Annotated in this window: 21 protein-coding genes; 18 read left to right on the plus strand and 3 right to left on the minus strand. The window is 61.9% G+C overall.

Going from position 1 to position 22979, the window contains the following annotated elements; all coding sequences use genetic code 11:
- Window positions 1–40 precede the first annotated feature (40 nt).
- Window positions 41–955, minus strand: a complete 915-nt coding sequence (locus tag E1748_RS06630) for an AraC family transcriptional regulator (protein WP_133646313.1) — start codon at window positions 953–955, stop codon at window positions 41–43.
- A gap of 106 nt (window positions 956–1061) precedes the next feature.
- Here E1748_RS06630 and E1748_RS06635 point away from each other — a divergent pair, with 106 nt between their 5' ends.
- The 12 genes from E1748_RS06635 (at window position 1062) to E1748_RS06690 (ending at window position 14776) form a co-directional block, all read left to right on the plus strand.
- Window positions 1062–1973: an SDR family oxidoreductase gene (locus tag E1748_RS06635; protein ID WP_133646314.1), complete on the plus strand. Its 912-nt coding sequence runs from the start codon at window positions 1062–1064 to the stop codon at window positions 1971–1973.
- Between the two features lie 22 nt (window positions 1974–1995).
- Window positions 1996–2961 carry an SDR family oxidoreductase gene (locus E1748_RS06640; protein ID WP_133646315.1) on the plus strand — a complete coding sequence of 322 codons (966 nt, stop codon included), beginning with the start codon at window positions 1996–1998 and terminating at the stop codon, window positions 2959–2961.
- 112 nt (window positions 2962–3073) lie between these two features.
- Window positions 3074–4876 (plus strand): CocE/NonD family hydrolase, encoded by a 1803-nt coding sequence (locus tag E1748_RS06645; protein WP_133646316.1) that lies wholly within the window; start codon window positions 3074–3076, stop codon window positions 4874–4876.
- A 385-nt stretch (window positions 4877–5261) separates the two neighbouring features.
- A complete protein-coding gene (locus E1748_RS06650; RefSeq protein ID WP_133646317.1) occupies window positions 5262–5822 on the plus strand; it encodes a methyltransferase in 561 nt (186 codons plus the stop codon).
- Window positions 5823–6465: 643 nt separating this feature from the next.
- Window positions 6466–8838 (plus strand): bifunctional salicylyl-CoA 5-hydroxylase/oxidoreductase, encoded by a 2373-nt coding sequence (locus E1748_RS06655; RefSeq protein ID WP_133646318.1) that lies wholly within the window; start codon window positions 6466–6468, stop codon window positions 8836–8838.
- Window positions 8835–9617 carry an SDR family NAD(P)-dependent oxidoreductase gene (locus E1748_RS06660; RefSeq protein ID WP_133646319.1) on the plus strand — a complete coding sequence of 261 codons (783 nt, stop codon included), beginning with the start codon at window positions 8835–8837 and terminating at the stop codon, window positions 9615–9617. Before E1748_RS06655 ends, E1748_RS06660 begins: the two co-directional genes overlap by 4 nt.
- Complete coding sequence (locus E1748_RS06665) at window positions 9614–10168, plus strand: MarR family winged helix-turn-helix transcriptional regulator (protein ID WP_133646320.1); 555 nt, start codon at window positions 9614–9616, stop codon at window positions 10166–10168. Before E1748_RS06660 ends, E1748_RS06665 begins: the two co-directional genes overlap by 4 nt.
- A gap of 29 nt (window positions 10169–10197) precedes the next feature.
- Window positions 10198–11064: an enoyl-CoA hydratase family protein gene (locus E1748_RS06670; protein WP_133646321.1), complete on the plus strand. Its 867-nt coding sequence runs from the start codon at window positions 10198–10200 to the stop codon at window positions 11062–11064.
- Window position 11065: 1 nt separating this feature from the next.
- Window positions 11066–12259 carry an acyl-CoA dehydrogenase family protein gene (locus E1748_RS06675; RefSeq protein ID WP_133646322.1) on the plus strand — a complete coding sequence of 398 codons (1194 nt, stop codon included), beginning with the start codon at window positions 11066–11068 and terminating at the stop codon, window positions 12257–12259.
- Window positions 12256–12711, plus strand: coding sequence for an acyl-CoA thioesterase (locus tag E1748_RS06680; RefSeq protein ID WP_133646323.1), 456 nt, complete (start codon window positions 12256–12258; stop codon window positions 12709–12711). Before E1748_RS06675 ends, E1748_RS06680 begins: the two co-directional genes overlap by 4 nt.
- On the plus strand, window positions 12708–13109 hold the full coding sequence (locus E1748_RS06685) for a RidA family protein (protein ID WP_133646324.1): 402 nt from the start codon (window positions 12708–12710) through the stop codon (window positions 13107–13109). Before E1748_RS06680 ends, E1748_RS06685 begins: the two co-directional genes overlap by 4 nt.
- 20 nt (window positions 13110–13129) lie before the next feature.
- Complete coding sequence (locus E1748_RS06690; protein WP_133646325.1) at window positions 13130–14776, plus strand: AMP-binding protein; 1647 nt, start codon at window positions 13130–13132, stop codon at window positions 14774–14776.
- A 48-nt stretch (window positions 14777–14824) separates the two neighbouring features.
- Here E1748_RS06690 and E1748_RS06695 read toward each other — a convergent pair whose 3' ends face one another.
- Window positions 14825–15292 (minus strand): VOC family protein, encoded by a 468-nt coding sequence (locus E1748_RS06695; RefSeq protein ID WP_133646326.1) that lies wholly within the window; start codon window positions 15290–15292, stop codon window positions 14825–14827.
- Between the two features lie 251 nt (window positions 15293–15543).
- On the opposite strand from E1748_RS06695, the gene E1748_RS06700 reads away from it, so the two are divergent.
- Both E1748_RS06700 and E1748_RS06705 read left to right on the plus strand, forming a co-directional pair.
- Entirely contained in the window at window positions 15544–17985 is a 2442-nt protein-coding gene (locus E1748_RS06700; RefSeq protein WP_420819289.1) for a penicillin acylase family protein, read from the plus strand.
- A gap of 139 nt (window positions 17986–18124) precedes the next feature.
- Window positions 18125–18796, plus strand: a complete 672-nt coding sequence (locus tag E1748_RS06705; protein ID WP_133646328.1) for a glutathione S-transferase — start codon at window positions 18125–18127, stop codon at window positions 18794–18796.
- A 19-nt stretch (window positions 18797–18815) separates the two neighbouring features.
- Here the strand turns inward: E1748_RS06705 and E1748_RS06710 are convergent, their stop codons facing one another.
- Window positions 18816–19517: a winged helix-turn-helix transcriptional regulator gene (locus E1748_RS06710; RefSeq protein WP_133646329.1), complete on the minus strand. Its 702-nt coding sequence runs from the start codon at window positions 19515–19517 to the stop codon at window positions 18816–18818.
- 139 nt (window positions 19518–19656) lie between these two features.
- On the opposite strand from E1748_RS06710, the gene E1748_RS06715 reads away from it, so the two are divergent.
- The 4 genes from E1748_RS06715 to E1748_RS06730 all read left to right on the plus strand — a co-directional run bounded on the left by E1748_RS06715 (window position 19657) and on the right by E1748_RS06730 (window position 22952).
- Window positions 19657–20073, plus strand: coding sequence for a VOC family protein (locus E1748_RS06715; RefSeq protein ID WP_133646330.1), 417 nt, complete (start codon window positions 19657–19659; stop codon window positions 20071–20073).
- Between the two features lie 27 nt (window positions 20074–20100).
- On the plus strand, window positions 20101–21594 hold the full coding sequence (locus tag E1748_RS06720; RefSeq protein ID WP_133646331.1) for a DHA2 family efflux MFS transporter permease subunit: 1494 nt from the start codon (window positions 20101–20103) through the stop codon (window positions 21592–21594).
- Between the two features lie 70 nt (window positions 21595–21664).
- Entirely contained in the window at window positions 21665–22024 is a 360-nt protein-coding gene (locus E1748_RS06725; protein WP_133646332.1) for a nuclear transport factor 2 family protein, read from the plus strand.
- 88 nt (window positions 22025–22112) lie between these two features.
- Window positions 22113–22952, plus strand: a complete 840-nt coding sequence (locus E1748_RS06730) for an AraC family transcriptional regulator (RefSeq protein WP_133646333.1) — start codon at window positions 22113–22115, stop codon at window positions 22950–22952.
- Window positions 22953–22979: the final 27 nt, after the last annotated feature.

Consider the following 22979-nt stretch of genomic DNA (forward strand, 5'->3'; position numbering starts at 1 on the left):
GGCATTTATGCCTGCCGGGATTCGTTCTACCGTAGGTCATCTACCCTGCGTTTTGTCGACGACCATACTGGCGCGGTGAACAGTTCATCGTCCGTTTGAATGCCGCGCTGAAGGATTTTTCTGACGCATACCCCACCGCGAAGCCGATTTCGTAGATGGAGTCATGCGAACGCGCCAGCCTGTCCGCAGCTAACGTCATGCGCCAGCGCGTCAGATAGTCCATCGGCGAAAGTCCAACCAGCTCCTTGAACCTGATCGCAAACGTCGTTCGCGACATTGCCGCCTTCTCGGCGAGGGTACGGAGGGTCCAATTCGCCTCGGGAGTCTCGTGCATCGCGCTGATCACTGCCCGCATACGCTTGTCCGCCAGAGCGAACAGCCAGCCGACCCCATCGCTCAGTCCACCGGAAAGTTGCAGCCGCAACGCCTGCACCAGCACCATCGTGGCCAATTGCTGGGCAACAATCTCGCCCCCCGGCTGGGGCTCGTGCAATTCCCGTCTCATCTGCTCGATACACCATCTCAACGTTGCCGGAGCAGGCTCCTCCCGGACATGGATGACAGGTGGGAGCATATTCAACAGCAGATCGGCCTGCCCATCGGCAAGGGTGAAATATCCACCGATGCTCAGGTACTCTCCGCCGCCGTTGTAGGTCACGATACGACCATCCCGGATCTGCGGTACGAGTGTACGAAAATCGACTGCTTCCAGGGCCATGTCGCTAGCGATTTGAAAAGGCTTTCCTCTCGCAAGCACGAAGCACTCCCCCTCGGTGATTTTCAGCGGCTCGGGTTCACCATCCACCTGAACCCAGCACTGCCCCATAAGAACGGCATGGAATTTAATCCCTTCGTGCGGACCAAACCGCACACACCAGTCCCCGCCAGCATTGAAGCCACCCGACACGTAGCTGCGCAGCTTCAGCAACGACAGAACATCCGATAGTGGGTCCATACGCAAAGTCTCTCGAACGATCGAATACCAAATACGAACTTTAAACCATAGATCGTCCCGACTCAATGCCGTAGTCTGTGCTGGAAACGGAACAGGAGATCTAGCGATGCGGATATTCGTTACTGGAGCAACTGGTTGGGTCGGCTCCGCGGTGGTTCGGGAACTGATTGAAGCCGGGCATCAGGTCATTGGGCTGGTCCGCTCGGCAGAGCGCGCAGCAGAACTCTCTGCAACCGGGGCACGGGCTCTTATTGGCTCGCTCGAGGATATCGAGTGCCTGCATGAGGGTGCTTCTAAAGCAGATGCGGTGATCCATACGGCCTTTAACCATGACTGGTCCCGATTCGCCGAGAACAGTCTGGCAGAGCGGCTTGCCATTCGGGCGATGGGGGCTGCGCTGGAAGGTTCTGACCGCCCCCTCCTTGTGACATCTGGTGTCGTCCTACTGGCTCCTGGCCGAATCGTGACGGAGAAAGATGTTGCGCCTCCTGTAACCGAAAGTTTCCCCCGCGCCTCTGAGGCGGCCGTTTCAGAGCTGATCGCGCGTGGTGTGCGGGCAACCACGATACGCCTTGCACCGTCGGTTCACGGCATGGGCGACCACGGTTTCGTTCCGCGTCTCGCAGCCATCGCTCGCGAAAAGGGAATTTCCGCCTACGTGGGCCAGGGACTCAATCGCTGGCCTGCCGTGCATCGGCTCGATGCCGCCCGTGTCTACCGACTGGCCCTGGAGAAAGCAACATCCGGTCCCTTTCATGCAATCGGTGAAACGGGAATCGCACTTAAGGATATCGCCGGGGCCATAGGCCGTAGCCTGGGCTTACCAGTGGTTTCACTCTCTCCAGATAAAGCCGCCGCACATTTCGGATGGTTCGCACCATTCGTGTCCATCGACGCACCGGCCGCCAGCAACCACACTCAGGCGCTTCTCGGCTGGGTGCCGGAGCAGCCCGGGCTCCTCGCCGACCTCACGCAATCCGGGTACTTCAGCTCGGGACCGGCCGCGTCTTCCCACTAAAGTGACATCGAAGGAGGACGGAATGCGGGTTCTAGTTACTGGCGCCACGGGATTCATAGGCTCCGCCATTGTTCGCGATCTCGTTGCGGCCGGCCACGAGGTTACCGGGTTGGTGCGCTCGGAGAAAACTGCTGCTTTACTCGACGCGCTAGGCGCAAAGGCTTGTCGCGGAACGATCGAGAATCTCGAAACCCTGCATCAGGCAGCGGCAGCAGCCGATGGCGTCATTCATACCGCCTTCTTTCATGCGCTCTCGCAAACTAACCTCAGCACTCGCCTGCGAATCATGTTCGGCGGTCGCCCGGTCGATATCGTCAAGCGATTCACGACTGCGGCTGTTAGTGCAGAGCGGCGCGCGATAGAGACGTTCGGCGGCGCACTGGGCGCGAGGAAGGGCTCGCTGATCATCGCCTTTCCGACAATGGCAATGACACAAGGGAAACCGGCGCTGGAAATTGACATCGCCGACCCCGGCGCCGTGGGCGGCGCCAGGGCGCCTTCTGAAAAGATTGCATTGGATTTCGCTCGGAGTGGCGTACGCGCCACAATCGTTCGGCTACCACCGTCCGTGCATGACGAGACCAGGCTCGGGCTCATCACGCGGTTGATCGGGATCGCACGGAAAAAGCGGATGTCCGCCTATCCCGTTGACGGGCGAAATAGATGGGCTGCCGTACATCGGCTCGACGCATCACGGCTGTTCCGGCTCGCGCTTGAACACGGCGTGGCGGGCGCCCGCTATCACGCGGTGGCCGAGGAAAGCATCCCCTTCCGCGACATTGCAGAGGCGATTGGACACCATCTCGACGTTCCACTCGTGCCCTTGCTGGCCGAAGACGCTGCGAGGCATTTCGGCTGGCTCGCACCTTTTGTCAGCGCGGACAACCCGGTTTCCAGTCAGGCCACACGGGAGCAACTGTGCTGGGAGCCGCAGCATCCGCAACTGATGACCGACCTTGCGGCTGCGTTGTGTGATGTGCGTCCTTAAACGTCAATAGCTCCGTGCACTGGACCGAGAAACTGGATGTCAATGCACGATTCCCGGGTCCGTCTCACCCAATAGTCTCGCGGAGCGATTTCCCAACCACCAGGAGTACCCGATGCTTTTGACCAGACTCGTGCCACTGGCCGCTGCTTTCCTCATCGCATTCGCCCAACCCTGTGCGGCAGAGCAGATCAATAGCGGTGTCCCGGGCATGCTCTTCGACCATGACGTGCCGGTTACCATGACCGATGGTCTGGCGTTGCGCGTCAATATCTATCGTCCGGAGAAGTCAGGCCGCTACCCGGTGCTGATGCTGATGGGGCCTTACGGCAAGGACACACGGCTTGCCGATGCGCCAGCTTATAAGACGTCCTGGGAAAAGCTGATTGCGAAATACCCCGATCTCTGCAAGAAGTCCTCGTGCCGCTACATCCGGTTCGAGGCGCCCGATCCCGAACGGTGGATCGCAAATGGCTACATCGTGATTCACGCCGATGTCCGCGGGGCCGGTGCCTCGCCCGGCGTGCTCGATCCATTCTCCCCGCGTGAGACCGAGGACTATGCAACGCTGATCGCCTGGGCGGCGCATCAGCCCTGGAGTTCTGGAAAGGTAGGCCTGCTTGGCACGTCGTTCCACGCAATAAATCAATATCAGGTCGCTGCCTTGAGGCCGGAGGGGCTCGCGGCGATCCTGCCTTGGGAGGGCGCCTTCGATCAATATCGCGAAATCGCCTATTACGGCGGGCTTCTCAATGTTTCATGGGAATATTGGTGGACCCATCAGGTGGTGCCCAACCAGAATGGAAATTCAGAAACGCCGTTGAACGACTCCATCAGTGGCGGTAGGGACACCGGAGCGCCTCTCTCCGCTGAAGTGCTTAAGCAGAACCGTGTCGATCCGGTCGAAGCCTTCGCCAGGCATCCGTTCGATGACGCTTATTATCGTCGGCGAACCCCGGACGGTAGCGAGATTACGTTGCCGGTGCTCGACGTCGCCAACTGGACGGACTGGAGTACAGCTGGCTATATCACCGTCGCCAGCAAGCAGAAATGGTTGCGCATCCAGACCGGCGATCATCTGACGCCTTTCTATTCGGAGGAATCGCTCGCGCTACAAAAACGCTTCTTCGACCATTTCCTTAAGGGAGTGAACAACGGTTGGGAGAAGGAGCCGCGCGTCGCCGTGCAGGTCCGGCGTCCGGACGGTGCCAATTGGCGGTATGCATCCGAGTGGCCGCTTCCGGGCACGCAATGGGAGCACTATTATCTTGATGCCGCACGCGGAACAATGAGTCCCGCTCTTGAAACCGCCGCGCCCGCACAGAAATCCTATTCCGGACTGGGCGAAGGGCTGACGTTCAATACTGCGCCCTTCACTGAGGAGACAGAGTTTACCGGGCCGATCGGCGTAAGACTCTGGGTCAGTTCCTCGACTGCGGACATGGACATTTTCGCGGCCCTGAGGCTAATAGACCCGCAGGGCCGGGACGTCACCTTTATGGGCAACAGCGATCCGAATGTGCCGCTTGACCTGGGCTATCTGCGCGTTTCGCGTCGCGCCATCGATCCGGAGAAATCGACCGCGTACAGCCCGTCTCATCCGCATCTCGCGTCGGAGCCCATGACTCCCGCAACGCTCTATCCGGTGGATGTGGAATTTACCGAACCGACAAGCATCGTGATTCCGAAGGGATATCGCCTGGCGCTGACGATCCAGGGCACCGACTTCGGTTACGGGCGTGACGCCAACGCCATTCACGCCAACGATTACGACCTTCCAAACTCGAACAATTCGGGGCTCTTCTTCGCCGCTCATCCGCACCGCGACCCTGCCCTCTATGGCGGCACAAACACGGTTGCAACCGGCGAGGCGCACGCGTCCTATCTTCTGTTGCCGCTCGTACGGCACCAGAACTGAAAATGTTCCTGTCAGGCGATTACCAGGTTTCTGCGTTCGCTTCACCTCACTGTGACCGAACATTCCTTGTGGACTTCGAATCATCCTGGCCAACGTTTACACTCTTCCCGACGGCATAACTTAGGACTGGTTTCCGCAACGCATCTAAGTCGCGACAATGCTTTTAGGATCAACGGATAGCCTGCTCCACACCCGTTGCCACTATGCACTCAACCTCGCGGGTAAGAAGAGTCTTCGCAAAAGCAATGCTAACGCGTCACGTTCACCATCACGAAGCTGTCACAGTTGAAACCCGAAAGGCGCCAGAATCCGAACGATCTTTCTAAAAGACAGCTGTGATTTCGGATCACGAATAACAGAGGCGAAAGGATATTTTCATAAAATTATGGATAAGTTTTTATATTTTGTAGTTATCCTTATTATTATAATTAGTGTGTCCCTCGTCGTTTATGCATTACTTACCGGAGTACCGACACTTTCGTCCAGTAGAGCGGAGGTAAATGAGGTCATCGCTTTGCTTAAACGTGCAAGTCTTGTCAGGGAGGCCATGATTGTTGATTTGGGAAGTGGGTGGGGCGCGTTAGCCGTTGCGTTGGCGCAGGCATTTCCTGACGCATCTGTTGAAGGGATAGAAATAGCACTATTCCCTTATCTAATATCCCGGTTGAGAACGCATGGCTTGTCGAACGTGTCACTGAAATGGGGAAACTTCTTTCGTGACGACCTGCGTCGCGCTGATGCGATCGTCTGCTATCTGATGCCCACAGTCATGCCCAGTGTAGGTGAGCTGCTTGACCGGAATCTGAAGCCAGGCACTTGCGTCGTTTCGAACACGTTCCTGTTCCGGGGGCGCAGGATTTCCGCCGCTCATCAAGCGGGCCTACGTGGCGTTGTCGCCCTGTATGTCTGGCCTGCTCGCCATCTGCTGGCAGACGGCTACGAATAATCGAAGACGCAACCACCAGCATCGACAGAAAGCTTGTGTAGCAACGTCAAATACTTCCGCTATGGCGGCACAAACACGATCGCGACCGGGGAGGCAAACGTGTCTTCAAGCATGCGGCATCACAATTGAAGTATCTCCACACCGCACGTGCCGGGTTTCCGTGTTTGCTTTGCCTCACTGTGTAAATCAGGCTCTTATAGCCTAAAAATTCCGGCCGCTCGCAACGCGTGCGAGCATCTCTCGCAAAGCCTTCTGCGATTTGCAAGTCTGCACGAACGCGCGAGAACTCTTGCCACCGGTCTGGATGCCAATGTGTGGATGACCGCTTACGTGGTATTAGTGTTGCTACCTATATCCGGGAATTTCGTCACTGCACCCGCGCAAAGAGCAAAGATATAAGGAGCAATCGCAAAAAATGACGCTGGAAAACGCTTCAGCGCCCTAGGACAATTAAATCTGGTTACGGCTAACCAAGTAAGGCTCAGCGGCCGTCAAGAGCGCCGTAACCAAAGCTAAATCGAAGCTTCGTAACCGAAATTAATCGGATCAACCCCACCGCCATCAGGAAAACCCCACCCCTTTTTCATTGACATCTAAACTATCAACAACTAAATTAAACCCGATATCCACGCAAGGAACGAGCATGCGCATCGTCTGTATCGGCGGCGGCCCGGCGGGGCTGTACTTCGGCCTGTTGATGAAAAGCCGCAATCCCGCGCACGAAGTCACGGTGGTCGAGCGCAACCGGCCTTACGACACGTTCGGCTGGGGTGTGGTCTTCTCGGACCAGACGCTCGGTAATCTGCACGGCGCCGATGCGCCGAGCGCCGAACGCATCCTCGATGCGTTCAATCACTGGGACGACATCGAAATCCATTTCCGTGGCCGGCGCATCCGCTCGTCGGGTCACGGGTTCTGCGGCATCGGCCGCAAACGTCTGCTGAATATCCTGCAGGAACGGTGCGAAGCGCTCGGCGTGAAGCTGGTGTTCGAAACCCAGGTCGTCGACGACGACGTCTACGACGCCGACCTGATCGTCGCGTGCGACGGCGCCAACAGCGCCATTCGCCAGAAATACGCGGCCACTTACCGCCCCGACGTCGATATGCGCGACTGCCGCTTCGTCTGGCTCGGCACACGCAAGCTCTTCGACGCATTCACGTTTGCGTTCGAAGAAACCGAATGGGGCTGGTTCCAGGCACACGCGTACCGCTTCGACGACGAGATGTCGACGTTCATCGTCGAAACGCCGGAGCATGTATGGCGTGCAGCCGGTCTCGACACGATGAGCAAGGAAGAAAGCATCGCGTTCTGCGAACGGCTTTTCGCGAAGTATCTGGACGATCAGCCGTTGCTGTCGAATGCCGCGCATCTGCGCGGCTCGTCGCAATGGATTCGCTTCCCGCGTGTGATCAACGGCGAATGGGTGCACTGGAAAGACAATCCGCGCGGCGGTAAAACGCCGGTCGTGCTGATGGGCGACGCGGCGCACACCGCGCATTTCTCGATCGGCTCGGGCACGAAGCTCGCGCTCGAAGATGCGATCGAACTCGCGAACAGCATGCGCGCACATCCCGACGACCTCGCCGCCTCGCTCGCGCACTACACCGAAGTACGCAGCGTCGACGTGCTGCGCATCCAGAACGCCGCGCGCAATTCCACTGAATGGTTCGAACACGTCGAGCGCTATACCGCACTCGAACCCGAGCAGTTTGCCTACTCGCTGCTCACGCGCTCGCAGCGCATCTCGCACGAAAATCTGCGCTCGCGCGATGCGCACTATCTGTCCGCATTCGAAGACTGGCTCGCCGCACGCTCGGGTGTCACGCACGCGCCCGAGCAACATTCGGTCCCGCCGATGTTCACGCCATTCACGCTGCGCGGCGTCACGTTGAAGAATCGCGTCGTCGTATCGCCGATGGCTCAATACTCGGCCGTCGACGGCGTGCCCGGCGACTATCACCTGATGCATCTCGGCGCGCGCGCAATGGGCGGCGCCGCGCTCGTGATGACGGAGATGACCTGCGTCTCGCCGGAAGCGCGCATCACGCCCGGCTGCCCCGGCATGTACACGGCGGAACAGCAGACGGCATGGCAGCGCATCGTCGATTTCGTGCACGCGAATAGTGACGCGAAGATCGGCATGCAGATCGGCCATGCGGGAGCTAAAGCGTCGACGCGCGTCAGCTGGGAAGGCATCGATCGTCCATTGCCCGACGGTAACTGGCCACTCGTGTCGGCATCGCAGCAGCAGTATCTCGACGGCGTGAGTCAATGGTCGAGCGAAGCGACCACGAACGATCTCGACCAGATCGAAGCGCAGTTCGTCCGCTCGACGGAAATGGCGGCAGCCGCCGGTTTCGACTGGCTCGAATTGCACTGCGCGCACGGCTATCTGCTGTCGAGTTTTCTGTCGCCGCTGACCAATCGACGCACCGACGCTTACGGCGGTTCCTTGCAGAACCGCTTGCGCTATCCACTGCGGATCTTCGCTGCGATCCGCGCAGTGTGGCCCGCCGACAAACCGATTTCCGTGCGTATTTCCGCGCACGACTGGGTCGACGGCGGCACGACGCCGGACGATGCCGTCGAGATTGCGCGTGCATTCAAGGCAGCGGGTGCGGACATGATCGACGTGTCGTCGGGTCAGGTCAGCAAGGAAGAAAAGCCCGTGTATGGCCGGATGTTCCAGACGCCGTTCGCCGATCGCATCCGCAACGAAGCGGGCATCGCGACGATCGCGGTCGGTGCGATTTCGGAAGCGGACCACGTGAACAGCATCATCGCGGCGGGTCGTGCGGATCTGTGCGCGGTCGCGCGGCCGCATCTCGCGAATCCGTCATGGACGCTCAACGAGGCCGCAAAAATAGGCTATTTCGACGTGATGTGGCCGAAGCAGTACACGGCCGCGAAGTCGCAACTCGAACGCAACTACGAACGCGAACGCGCAATCGCACTGGAAAGCGCGCGTCTGTCGCCGCTCGAAATCGCGCAACGCGCGGAAGGCACAGTATGACAGCCAGCACAACCCACGAAGGGCGGCACGCGGTCGTCACCGGCGGTGGCAGCGGAATCGGCGCGGCCACCGCGGCCGCGCTGCTACGCGCAGGCGCGCGCGTCACGTTGATGGGTCGCGACGCAGCACGCCTCGCTGCGCAACGCGACACACTCGGTGCGCCGGAACACGTCGGCTGTGTCAGCGTCGACGTCACGCAGGAAGCAGCCGTGACCGAAGCATTCGCTGCGGCGTCCACGCAATTCGGCCCGATCGACATCCTCGTCAACAACGCTGGCCAGGCACAGGCCGCCCCGTTCGCCGCAACCGATACCGCGCTGTGGCAACGCATGCTCGACGTCAATCTGACGGGCGTGTTCCTGTGCACGCGTGCCGCATTGCCTGCGATGCTCGAACGCGGCTACGGCCGCATCGTCAACGTCGCGAGTACCGCAGGACAAACCGGCTACGCGTACGTCGCCGCGTACTGCGCAGCGAAGCACGGCGTGATCGGTCTCACGCGTTCGCTCGCACGCGAAGTCGCGACGCGCGGCATCACCGTCAACGCGGTGTGCCCCGGCTACACCGAAACCGAACTGCTGCAGGCATCGCTCGACCAGATCACCGCGAAAACCAGGCGCAGCGAGCAAGACGCACGCGAAGCGCTGCTGCGCCAGAACCCGCAACACCGCTTCATCGCCCCCGACGAAGTCGCGAACGCCGTGCTGTGGTTGTGCGCGAGCGGTTCGGAATCGATAACCGGCCAGTCCATTTCCGTTTCCGGTGGAGAAATCACGTGACCCAGGCTGCCAGCCCGAAGAAAACCGCAGCGGAAACGCGCAGCCCACGCAAGGGTGTCGCAAAGCCCGCTGACAACGTCGTCGATCTCGAGATGAGCACCGGCGTCGACAGTCACATGGGGCTGCGTCTGTGGCTGCGTATGCTGACCACGACGAATCTCGTGCAAGCCGAGCTGCGCAAGCGTCTGCGTGCCGAATTCGACACGACGCTGCCACGCTTCGACATGATGGCGCAGCTCGAACGTCATCCCGACGGCTTGAAGATGACCGAGCTGTCGCGTCGTTTGATGGTGACCGGCGGCAACGTCACCGGCATTACCGATCAACTCGAGAACGAAGGGTTCGTCGTGCGCAGCGCCGATCCGAACGACCGTCGCTCGATCAGCGTGAAGCTCACGCCGGCCGGTCGCGCGCAGTTCGACCGGATGGCGGTCGCGCATGAACAGTGGGTCGTCGAGTTGTTCGGCGGCCTCGGGCTCGACGACAAATCTCGCATGCATCAGCGCCTCGGCAAGCTCAAAAAGCATTTGCTCGACAACGTGAGCCGCTGAACCGCATCGAATCGAAGGAGACAGCGCGCATGACTTCATCAACAGACACCAACAATCTCGTCGACCGGCTGCTGGCAGGCAATCGCACAACACTCGCCGGCTACACCGCGCAGCACTTCGTCTGGAGCGTCGCCAACGGCGTCGGCACGGTCACACTAAATCGCCCTGAGCGCAAAAACCCGCTGACGTTCGAGTCCTACGCCGAACTGCGCGACCTGTTCCGTCAGCTCGCGTACGCCACCGACGTGAAAGCGATCGTCATTCAAGGCGCCGGCGGCAACTTCTGTTCGGGCGGCGACGTGCACGAAATCATCGCGCCGTTGATCAACCTGCCGATGCCCGAACTGCTGCTGTTCACGCGCATGACCGGCGATCTCGTCAAAGCGATGCGCCATTGTCCGCAGCCGATCGTCGCAGCCGTCGACGGCGTATGTGCCGGCGCAGGCGCGATCCTCGCGATGGCTTCCGATCTGCGTCTCGGCACCGCGCGCAGCAAGCTCGCGTTCCTGTTCGCGCGCGTCGGTCTCGCAGGCTGCGACATGGGTGCGTGTTCGATCCTGCCGCGCATCATCGGCCAGGGGCGAGCCGCCGAGCTGCTGTTCACCGGCCGCGCGGCGAGCGGCGACGAAGGCCACGCATGGGGTTTCTACAACCGGCTGTGCGAGCCAGATGTGCTATCCGCCGAAGCGACCCAACTCGCCGCCGATCTCGCCGCCGGTCCGACGTTCGCGCACGGCATCACGAAGAAGATGCTGCATCAGGAGTGGAGCATGAGCATCGACGAGGCAATCGAATCCGAAGCGCAGGCGCAGGCAATCTGCATGAACACGCGCGATTTCGAGCGCGCGTACCGCGCATTCGCGGCGAAGCAGCGTCCCGTGTTCGAAGGAGATTGACGTGAGCGCACCTGATCCGCACAGCGCACTCGCATGGCCGTTTTTTGAGGACCATCATCGCTCGCTTGCCGCCGATATCGAGGCGTGGTCCGCCGCGCATCTGCACGACGTTCCGCACGATGACGTCGACGCGACCTGTCGCTCGCTCGTCCGTGAACTCGGTGCGGCGGGCTGGTTGAAATACGGCGTCGGCGGTACGGCGTACGGTGGTCACGGCGACACGATCGATACGCGCGCCGTGTGTCTGCTGCGCGAAACGCTCGCGAAGCACGCGGGCCTCGCCGACTTCGCGCTCGCGATGCAGGGGCTCGGCTCCGGCGCAATTTCGCTGGCGGGCACGCATGAGCAGAAGTCGCACTATCTGCCGCGCGTTGCGAACGGCACGGCGCTCGCCGCATTCGCGCTGTCCGAACCCGAAGCCGGTTCCGACGTCGCCGCGATGGCACTGACCGCACGCGAAGACGGCGACACGTGGGTACTCGACGGCGAGAAGACGTGGATCTCGAACGGCGGCATCGCGGATTTCTATGTGGTGTTTGCACGCACCGGCGAAGCGCCGGGTGCACGCGGCATCACGGCGTTTATCGTCGATGCGAATACGCCGGGGCTCGAGATCGCCGAGCGTATCGACGTGATCGCGCCGCATCCGCTTGCCCGGCTGCGCTTCGCGAACGCACGTGTGCCGCGCGATCAGTTGCTCGGTGCACGCGGCGAAGGTTTCAAACTCGCGATGCGTACGCTCGATATTTTTCGCACATCGGTTGCCGCTGCATCGCTCGGCTTCGCACGTCGCGCAATGGCCGAAGGACTCGCACGCGCGGCATCGCGCAAGATGTTCGGTCAAACGCTCGGCGACTTCCAGTTGACGCAGGCCAAACTCGCGCAGATGGCGCTGACAATCGACAGCAGTGCCTTGCTCGTCTATCGCGCCGCGTGGCTGCGCGATCGCGGCGAGAACGTCACGCGCGAAGCCGCGATGGCGAAATGGCACGCGAGCGAAGGCGCACAACAGGTCATCGACGCGGCCGTGCAACTGTGGGGCGGCATGGGCGTGCAAAGCGGCACCACCGTCGAAACGCTGTATCGCGAGATCCGCGCGCTGCGCATTTACGAAGGCGCGACCGAAGTGCAGCAATTGATCGTCGGACGCGATCTGCTGAAAGCGCATGCGGCAGATCAGGAGCGCACGCGATGAACGCCGGCACGTTCGAGATGCCGATGCGCATCCGCTTCGCGCACTGCGATCCGGCGGGCATCGTGTTCTATCCGCAGTACCTCGTGATGACCAACGCGCTCGTCGAGGACTGGTTCACCGAACGGCTCGGCATCGACTATGCGGACATGATCGCGCTGCGCCGCGTCGGCCTGCCGATCGTCAAGCTCGACTGCGAATTCTCGCGACCGAGCCGGATGGGCGAAACGGTCACGCTGTCGCTCACGCTCGATGCAACGGGACAACGTTCGATCCGCATCGCGATCGTCTGCCGCAGCGGCGACGAAGTGCGTTTTAGCGCGCATCAGGTGCTCGTCACGATGTCGCTCGACAGCGGCCAGTCGATCGACATTCCCGACGACATCGCCGCCGCGCTCGCGACCTTCGCAACGCAGCCCACATCCGTAACGAATACCGAGGAAACACGCTCATGAAAAAAGATCTGTTGCCCGCGGGCTGGACGCCGCCGCGCGGCTATGCGAACGGCGTGGCCGCACACGGCACGCAGGTTTTTATCGCCGGGCAGATCGGCTGGGACGAACAGAACCGCTTTCACAGCGACACGTTCGCCGATCAGGCCGTGCAGGCGCTGCGCAACGTCGTCGCGGTGCTGCGCGAAGCCGGTGGCAAGCCGGAGCATCTGGTTCGAATGACGTGGTACGTCACCGACAAACGCGAATACCTCGATGCATTGAAAGAGATCGGCCGCGGCTTTCGAGAACTGATCGGCGACTACCGGATCGCGATGAGCGCGGTGCAGGTCGTCGCATTGATCGAAGACCACGCGAAGGTCGAGATCGAAGCGACCGCCGTCATTCCGGACGAAGCGTAGTCACTGCCTGGGAGCCTGGGATGGAACCGTCTGCTCACGTCGATACATTCGCGCGCGATCACTTGCCGCCGCAGTCGCAATGGCCGGAGTTTCTGCTCGACAATCCGGACGTGCGTTACCCCGCCCGCTTCAACTGCGCGACCGAACTGCTCGACGGCACGATCGCAGCGGGTCATCGCGATCGGCCCGCGATCTGGTCCGACGTCGACGGTGTGCCGCACGCAACCACGTACGGCGAACTGCTCGAACGCGTGAATCGCACGGCACACGTACTCGTTGAAAAGCTGGGACTGAAGCCAGGGAATCGCGTGTTGCTGCGCGGACCGAACACGCTGCAGATGGCAGTTGCATGTCTCGCTGCGCTAAAGGCCGGGCTCGTCGTCGTGCCGACGATGCCGCTGCTACGCGCAAAAGAACTGAAGCAGATCGTCGACAAGGCGCAGATCGCAGCGGCACTATGCGACGCACGGCTCGCCGACGAACTCGAACGTTGCCGCGATCCGCAGAACGAGCACTTCTGCGCAGGTTTGCAGCAAGTGTGCTTCTTTCACGATGACGCCGCTGATTCTTTAGATACGCTCGCCGCCGCACTGCCCGCGCAATCGGCCCACTTCGACGCCTGCGACACAGCCGCCGACGACGTCTGCCTGATCGCATTCACGAGCGGCACGACCGGCGCGCCGAAGGGCTGCATGCATTTCCATCGCGACGTGCTCGCGATGTGCGATCTATTCCCGCGTCACGTGCTCAAACCCTCCGCCGACGATGTGTTCTGCGGCACACCACCGCTCGCGTTCACGTTCGGACTCGGCGGATTGCTGTGCTTTCCGCTGCGCGTCGGCGCATCGACGGTGCTGATCGAAAAGCTCACGCCGGAAACGCTGCTGCAAACCGTCGAACGATTTCACGCGACCGTGATGTTCACCGCGCCGACCTTCTATCGGCAGATGGCGCCGCTCGTACCGCGCGTCGACCTGTCGAGTCTGCGCAAGACCGTGTCGGCCGGCGAGGCGCTGCCGGATTCGACACGCGACCTGTGGCGCAACGCGAGCGGCATCGAGATGATCGACGGCATCGGCGGCACGGAGCTGATCCACATTTTCATTTCGTCGGCGGGCACGGAGGTGCGGCCGCATGCGATCGGCCGCGCGATACCGGGCTACGTCGTGTGCGCAGTCGATGACGCGATGCAGCCGCTACCGCCCGGCCAGATCGGCAAGCTCGCGGTGCGCGGGCCGACCGGCTGCCGCTATCTCGCCGACGAGCGTCAGACGAAATTCGTCCGCGACGGCTGGAACCTGCCCGGCGACGCGGTCTACCTCGACGAAGACGGCTACGTGTTCTACCAGGCCCGCGCCGACGACATGATCGTTTCGTCCGGCTACAACATCTCAGGCCCGGAAGTGGAAAGCGTGCTGATGCAGCATGCGGCCGTTGCCGAGTGCGGCGTCGTCGGCGTGCCCGACGACACGCGCGGGCAGATCGTGAAAGCGTTCGTCGTGCTGCGGCCTGGCGCCGTCGCGGACGATGCGCTCGTCACGGAGCTGCAGGAGTTCGTCAAGCAGACCGTGGCACCGTACAAGTACCCACGCGTCATTGTGTTCGCCGACGCGTTGCCGCGCACCGAGACGGGCAAGCTCAAGCGCTTCGCGTTACGGTCGATGTGATCGCGCCGCCGGGCAGGCGGCGCGCTTCGACCAATCCACTTACCCCGCCTACCCCTCGTACGCCGCCCTCAACTTCGCGACGTCGAATTTCGTCATCGTCACCATCACCGCAGCGACGCGCGCAGCCTTGACCTTATCGGTATCGACCATCATCCGGATCAGATCGTCCGGAATGATCTGCCACGACACGCCGAAGCGGTCCTTCAGCCAGCCGCAGCTCTCGGGAAAACCACCGCCCTCTTGCAGGGCGTCCCAGTAGCGGTCGAGTTCCGCCTGATCGCTACAGTTAACCATCAGCGAAATCGCGTGATTGAACGTCTCCTTGCCGCTCACGCCCATCGCGATGAACGGCTGGCCGAAAAGCTCGAACTCGACGATCTTCGCGGCCTGCGCGGCCGGCGATACCTCCGTGACCCGCACGACGCGTGAGTCCGGGAAAATGCCCGCATAGAACGCGGCAGCCTCCTCGGCTTCGCTGAAGTACCAGAGAAATGGCGTGATCTTCTGAATCGACATCGCGAGTCTCCTGTCATTGCTGGTGAAAAACGCAGGTACGTTGCATGCCGCCGCCGGAACGACGAGGGAAGCGCGCCAAAATTAGCACGTCGCAGCCCGCGATTCCACCCCTCATCGCGTAGTCGGAAACCGCGCGGAAACCGCGCACGAATCGCACTGCAACACGCCCCACGCAAGCTCGCGGCATGCTAAAAAGATCTGAAGAAATCAAGCACTGCAGACATTCATCGCCGACCATCAGGAGGAAACAAGTGCCGACAAGAAACGCCTTCTCAGTCATTTTTGCCTGCGCAGCGCTCGGTGCGCTGCCCGTTCGATCCGCCCTCGCCGATACCGCTCCCGCCGCTGCTACCGACGAAACGATCACCGTCGAAGGCCTGACCCATCCTACCGATATCCTGATCGACAAATGGGGCGTCCCGCACATCTTCGCGGACAACGAGCACGACGCGTTCTTCGTGCAGGGCTTCAACGCCGCGCGCGACCGCATGTTCCAGATCGATCTGTGGCGCCGCCGCGGGCTCGGCGAACTCGCGGAAGTCTTCGGCCCCGCGTACGTCGAGCAGGACAAGGCGACGCGCCTCTTTCTCTATCGCGGCGACATGTCCGCCGAATGGAAGCGCTACGGGCCCGACGCGCTGCCCGTCGCCACCCGCTTTGCCGAAGGCGTGAACGCATACATCGACTGGCTTGCCGCGCATCCGGACCGCCTGCCGTACGAGTTTCGCAAAGTCGGTTACTGGCCCGCGCGCTGGAGCGCCGACGATATCGTGCGGATTCGCAGCCACGGTCTCACGCGCAATCTGACGAGCGAAGTCGCGCGCGCGAAGGTCGCGTGCAAGAGTTCGGTCGAAGCCGACACCGTGCGCTTCGGTCTGCAGCCGCCGTGGCAAACGAAGGTGCCCGACGGACTCGATCCGTGCCTGCCCGACGACGTGCTCAAGGTCTTCACGCTTGCAACGCAAGGCGTGCACGTCACGCGTGAATCGCTGAAGAGCGCCGATGCATCGACGACGACGATCGCCGCCGCCGACAACCTCGAAGAGGTCACCGAAGGCAGCAACAACTGGGTGATCGCACCGGACAAATCCGCGACGGGCCGCGCAATCATGGCCAACGATCCGCACCGCGCATATGCGGCGCCGAGCCTGCGCTACATCCAGCAGGTCAGTTCGCCGACGCTCGACATCATCGGCGGCGGCGAACCGTCGGCGCCGGGCATTTCGATCGGCCACAACGGCACGATCGCGTACGGCCTCACGATCTTCAACATCGATCAGGAAGATCTGTACGTCTATCAGCTGAACCCCGCGAATCCGCACGAATACCGCTACAAGGGCCACTGGGAACCGATGCATATCGTGCACGAGCAGATCGCCGTGCGCGGCGGCGCACCCGTCGATGCCGAACTCGCGTTCACGCGGCACGGTCCCGTGATCTACACGGAAAGCGCGAAGAATCGCGCGTTTGCCGTGCGCACCGCGTGGCTGTCGCCGGGCATGTCGCCGTATTTCGATTCGATGCGCTACATGCGTGCGAAAAACTTCGCGGAGTTCAAGCACGATCTGTCGACGTGGGGCGCACCGACCGTCAATCAGGTCTACGCCGACACGCACGGCGACATCGGCTGGGTACCGAGCGGACTCGCGCCGAAGCGGCCGAACTGGGACGGCTTGATGCCGGTTCCTGGCGACGGTCGCTACGAATGGGCCGGCTTCTGGCCGCGCGACGACATGCCGTCCGCGTACAACCCACCGAGCGGCTACTTCACGACGTCGAACGAAATGAACCTGCCGGCTGACTATCCATATCGCGAACGCAAGCTCGGTTTCGAATGGACGAACGGGTCGCGTCATCAACGGATCGACGAGGTGTTGAAGTCGCTGCCGAAGGTATCGATCGAAGACAGCGAGAAGCTGCAGAACGACATCGTGTCGATTCCCGCGCGCAGGCTGGTCGCGTTGCTCGCGCCGTTGTCGAGCGACGATCCCGACACCCGCACCGCGCTTGCGATGCTCAAGGGCTGGGACGCGTCGATGCGCGCGGATTCCGCGCAGGCTGCGCTCGAGGAGGTGTGGTTGAGCCGGCACCTCGGCAGCGCGTTCAAGGCAGCGGTGCTGCCGAAAGCGGCCGCCGATGCGTTCGCCGCGCCGGACACGGCCGTCATGCTCGATTCGCTCGAGCATCCAGGCGCGCGCTTCGGCGAGAACGCGCAGGCCGCGCAGGAAAAACGCGACGCGGTGCTGCTCGCAAGTTTGCGCGACGCGTATCGCGAGATGGTGCAACTGCAGGGCGCCAACAGCAGCGCATGGCAATGGGGCAAGCTGCAGACGAACCTCAACGCGCATCCGTTCGCCGATCTCGTCGACGCCGACATGCGCGCGAAGCTCAACGTCGGTCCGATCGGCAAGGGCGGCAGCGCATATACGCCGAACCAGTCGACCTATCGCGCGAAGGACTTCCGGCAAACGAATGGTCCGTCGTTTCGCGTGATCGTCGACGTGGGCAACTGGGACAACTCGCGCGCGGTGAATCTGCCGGGCGAATCGGGCGATCCGGATAGCCCGCATTATCGCGACCTCGCGCAGATGTGGCTGAACGGCGAGTATTTCCCGCTGTTGTACACGCGGGCGGCTGTCGAGAAGGTCACGGAGAAGCGCATTCATCTTGTGCCGGGGGTGAAGACGGAATGACGTAATCGCGGGCCGCCCGACCGGTTCTCCGATTGGGCGGCGTGAGTTTGAACATGAGCCTGAAATAGAGCCCCCGCTCCATCGCCCACCGATATGATGACGCTCGCCGTCACTTCCCAAATCGAGAGCCCAAGCCGCCATGCTGATCGTCCATCACCTGAACAACTCCCGTTCGCAGCGCGTGCTGTGGCTGCTCGAAGAACTCGGCGTGCCGTACGAAATCAAGCGCTATCAACGCGACCCGAAGACGATGCTCGCGCCGCCCGAACTGCGCGCGGTGCATCCGCTCGGTAAATCGCCGGTCATCACCGACAACGGCGAGACGATCGCGGAGTCGGGTGCGATCATCGAGTACCTGCTGGAACGCTACGGCAACGGACAGTTCGAGCCGCCACTGGGCACGCCGGAACGACGCCGCTTCTCGTACTGGATGCATTACGCGGAAGGCTCGGCGATGCCGCCGCTATTGCTGAAGCTCGTCGCGCTGCGCATCGCGAGCGCGCCGATGCCGTTCTTCGCGAAGCCGATCGCTAAGAAAATCGCTGGTACGTTGCAGTCGAGTTTCGTCGATCCGCAGATCGCATTGCATCTGTCGTATGTCGACGAAGCGCTGCGTCCGACCGGCTGGTTCGTCGGCGATGCGTTCAGTGCTGCGGACATTCAGATGAGCTTTCCGCTGGAAGCGGCGAGCGCACGCGGCGGTATGAACGAGCGCTTTCCCGCAATTGCCGCTTACCTCGCGCGCATTCACGCACGGCCCGCGTATCAGCGCGCGCTAGAACGCGGCGGGCGTTACGACCTGCTCAGCTAGATACTGCGTACTCCACGCTTCATCCGTTTGCGGCGTTCAGCGACGTGCCCGCACGCTCACTCGGCGCCGCCGGTTCGGGCAGCGTGAACAATGACAGGAATCGCTTCGCAGCAGCCTTGCTGCCTTCGATCTTCACGTCGCCAGCGCGTATCGCATCGTCGAGCTTGAGCCCTTCGAGCGCGATGGCAGCGAGCGTGTCCGGATCGCTCTCGATGATCGCATCCGGCTGATCCGCGTTGCCGCGTCCGATCTTCAACTGGCCGGCGGCGATCTTCGCGTCGAAGCGATACGCGCCGAGCCGCAGTTCGTAGCGCGCCTTGAGATCTCCGGCCGCCTCCTTGTCGAACGTCCCCCGAAATGACAGGATCAATGAATCGATGCTGACCGGCAGTTCGCGCGACCATGTCGGCGAACGCGCGCCCCAGCGCCCGAGTTCGATCAGGATCGGCCCGAGCTCGTAACCCCACTCGGTCAGTTCATACACCCACGCAGCAGCCGGCGGCGGTAACTGCCGACGCCGAACCACCGCTGCCAGCTCCAGTTCGTCGAGACGCTGCGTGAGCACATTCGGACTGATGGCCGGCAGGCCCGCCCGCAGATCGGTGAAACGCTTCGGGCCGTGCACCAGTTCGCGCACGACCAGCAGCGCCCAGCGCTCGCCGATCAGATCCAGTGCGTGAGAACTCGCGCAGCCTTCGTTATAGCTTCGTTTGATTGCCATGACCTCGTCGCCGGAAAGTCACAAAAGTGACAGCAGTGTACCCAGTATAGTCGTTCATTCCGGATCAGGAATCTTTAGTTGTATTTTAGGATTAACGAGTGCTAGACTGAAACCTCACCCTACCCCTGAGGAGTTGGTCATGTTGCCTGATCCGTACCTGATGTTCGATGGCACCTGCGCGGAAGCGATGCGCTTTTACGAACGCACGCTTGGCGGCAAGATGAAGGTCATGATGACTCACGAGGATTCGCCGCTCGCGGATCAGATGCCGCGCGAGAACGCTAAGCGCATCATGCACGCGGCGATCGAGTTCGACGGCCGGCTGCTGATGGCCTCCGACACGATGATTGGACATCCGTACGAAGGCATGAAAGGATTCATGCTTGCGCTGAATTTCCCGACCGTCGACGAAGCGCGGCACGTGTTCAACGCATTCGCCGAGGGCGGCACGGTCACGATGCCGATGGACAAGACCTTCTGGGCCGACGCATTCGGCATGGTGGTCGATCGCTTCGGCACGCCGTGGGCGATCAACGGCGTGCCTCATCCTCTATAAACACAACATAACTGCAGGAGCTGCTGCATGACCCACTCCATCGAAGGCCGCAAGCGCTGGCTCGCGCTGATCGTGCTGTGTCTCGGCGTGCTGATGATCGTGCTGGACACGACCATCGTGAACGTCGCGCTGCCGTCGATCGCCGCGGATCTCGGGTTCACCGAGACTTCGCTCGTGTGGGTGGTCAATGCATACATGCTGACGTTCGGCGGCTTCCTGCTGCTCGGCGGCCGGCTCGGCGATCTGTACGGGCACCGCAAGCTGTTTCTCGGCGGCATCGTCGCATTCACGGTCGCGTCGCTCGCCTGCGGGCTGTCGAACTCGCAGGTGCTGCTGGTGTGCGCGCGTGCGGTGCAGGGGCTGGGCGGCGCGGTGGTGTCGGCGGTGGCGCTGTCGCTGATCATGAACCTCTTCACCGAACCCGCCGAACGCGCGAAAGCGATGGGCGTGTACGGGTTCGTGTGCGCGGGCGGCGGCAGCATCGGCGTGCTGCTCGGCGGACTGCTGACCAATCTGCTCAGCTGGCACTGGATCTTCCTCGTCAACCTGCCGATCGGCATCGCGGTGTACGCGCTGTGCATCTCGCTGCTGCCCGATGGCCGCGGTCACGCGGAAGGCGAAAAGCTCGACGTCGCGGGTGCGATCACGGTAACGGCGTCGCTGATGCTCGCGGTCTACGCGATCGTCAACGGCAACGAAGCAGGCTGGCTGTCGGCGCAGACGCTCGGGATGCTCGCGGTCGCACTCGTGCTGTTCGCGGTATTCCTGCGCATCGAGTCGCGCGTGCAGCATCCGTTGATGCCGCTCGGTCTGTTCCGGCTGCGCAACGTCGCGACTGCGAACGTCGTCGCCGTGTTGTGGGCGGCGGCGATGTTCGCGTGGTTCTTCATTTCGGCGCTGTATCTGCAGCGCGTACTCGGCTACCGGCCGATGCAGGTCGGTCTCGCGTTCCTGCCGGCGAACATCATCATGGCCGCGTTCTCGCTCGGTCTGTCGGCGAAGCTCGTGATGCGCTTCGGTATCCGCGCGCCGCTTGCGGGCGGCCTCGCGGTCGCCGCGCTCGGGCTGCTGCTGTTCGCGCGTGCGCCGGTGGATGGCCACTTCGTCGTCGATACGCTGCCCGGCATGATCCTGCTCGGCCTCGGTGCGGGCGTTGCGTTCAATCCGCTGCTGCTCGGCGCGATGAGCGACGTCCAGCCGAACGAATCGGGCCTCGCGTCGGGCATGGTCAATACGTCGTTCATGATGGGCGGCGCGCTCGGGCTCGCGGTCCTCGCGAGTCTCGCGGATGCGCGCTCGAGTACGCTCGCCGCCGCGCACATCGACGAAGCGGCTGCGTTGAATGGTGGGTATCACGTAGCGTTTATCTTCGGTGCGGCGTTCGCTGCGCTCGCGGCGCTGCTGGGTGGCATCTTCATGCGTACAGGCATGCAGACGGGCGCGCATGACGCACCCGCCGCCAACGCGCCGACTGCAACATCGAACGTGCATCAACGCGACGAGGCAGCAGAAAACAGCTGAACGTACGCGCGCGACTTAGCGCTGGCGCAATCAATAACGCGGCAACGGGGGTACACACGGAGTAACACTCATGAGTCACCCATCCGATATCGCCGACCTGATCCGCCGCTGCTTCGCGGCATATGAATCGAAGGATCGCGCGGCACTCGAAGCACTCGTCGCCGACGACTTCCACTTCAGCAGTCCGCGCGACAACCGTATCGACCGGCAGACCTATTTCGAACGCTGCTGGCCGTTCTCGGAAAAGGTGCGAGCGTTCCGTATCGAGAAGCTGTTTGTGCAGCATGACGAAGCATTCGTGCGCTATCGCTGCGAACCCGACAGCGGCCCGGCATTCCGCAACACCGAATTTTTCCGTTTCGCGAACGGTCGTCTTATCGAGGTCGAAGTGTATTTCGGCTTGTCCGAAGAACGCGTTTCGCCGACGTAAGCAAAGCGACATGCAGTTGCGCAAGATCGATCAAATGCGCAACGACCGCGCTCGCTATGCTCGGTTCATGCCTTCATGAGAGTCGCCGATGAGTCCTGCAGGTAAAGCGCTCTGGTTTATCGAAAGCCACTTCGCGAGCGAGTTGACGCTCGATGCGATTGCCGGCAGCGGCTGCGTATCGCGCTTCCATCTCGCGCGCGCATTCGAAGCGGCGACTGGTTATCCGGTGATGCGCTATGTCCGTCTGCGTCGATTGAGCGAAGCGGCACGTCAGCTCGCGAACGGCGCGCCCGACATTCTCGCGGTCGCCGTCGAAGCCGGGTATGGCTCTCACGAAGCATTCACGCGTGCGTTTCGCGACCGCTTCGGGCTCACACCCGAAGCGGTGCGCGCACAGCGCCGCGTCGATAACCTCGATCTCACGGAGCCTCCGAAAATGAATGAAACCCCGCATTCCGATATCGTCCTCGAACCGCCGCGCTTCGAAGACGGCGCGCCGTTTCTCGTCGCCGGATTGTCCGCGCGCTATGCATGCGACGCGACCAACGGCATCCCCGCGCAATGGCAACGCTTTTCCGCGCACCTCGGCAGGATTCCTGGACAGATCGGCAACGTCGCGTACGGCGTGAACCACAACGCCGACGACGCAGGCCACTTCGACTATCTATGCGGCGTCGCGGTCCGCGATTTCTCGACGGTGCCCGCCGAGTTGACCCATCTGCGGATTCCCGCACAACGCTATGCGGTGTTCGTGCATCGCGAGCATGTGTCGGCGGTTTGCCATACGTGGAATGCGATATGGAATCGCTGGCTGCCCGAGTCCGGACACGCGCCCGCCGATGCGCCGCTATTCGAGCGCTACGACGAAGCGTTCGATCCGCTCACGGGGATGGGTGGGTTCGAGATCTGGTTGCCGTTGAAGACGTGATGTGACGCATACGCATGCAACCCCGTT

It is taken from the genome of Paraburkholderia flava, assembly GCF_004359985.1.
GTDB classification, from domain to species: domain Bacteria; phylum Pseudomonadota; class Gammaproteobacteria; order Burkholderiales; family Burkholderiaceae; genus Paraburkholderia; species Paraburkholderia flava.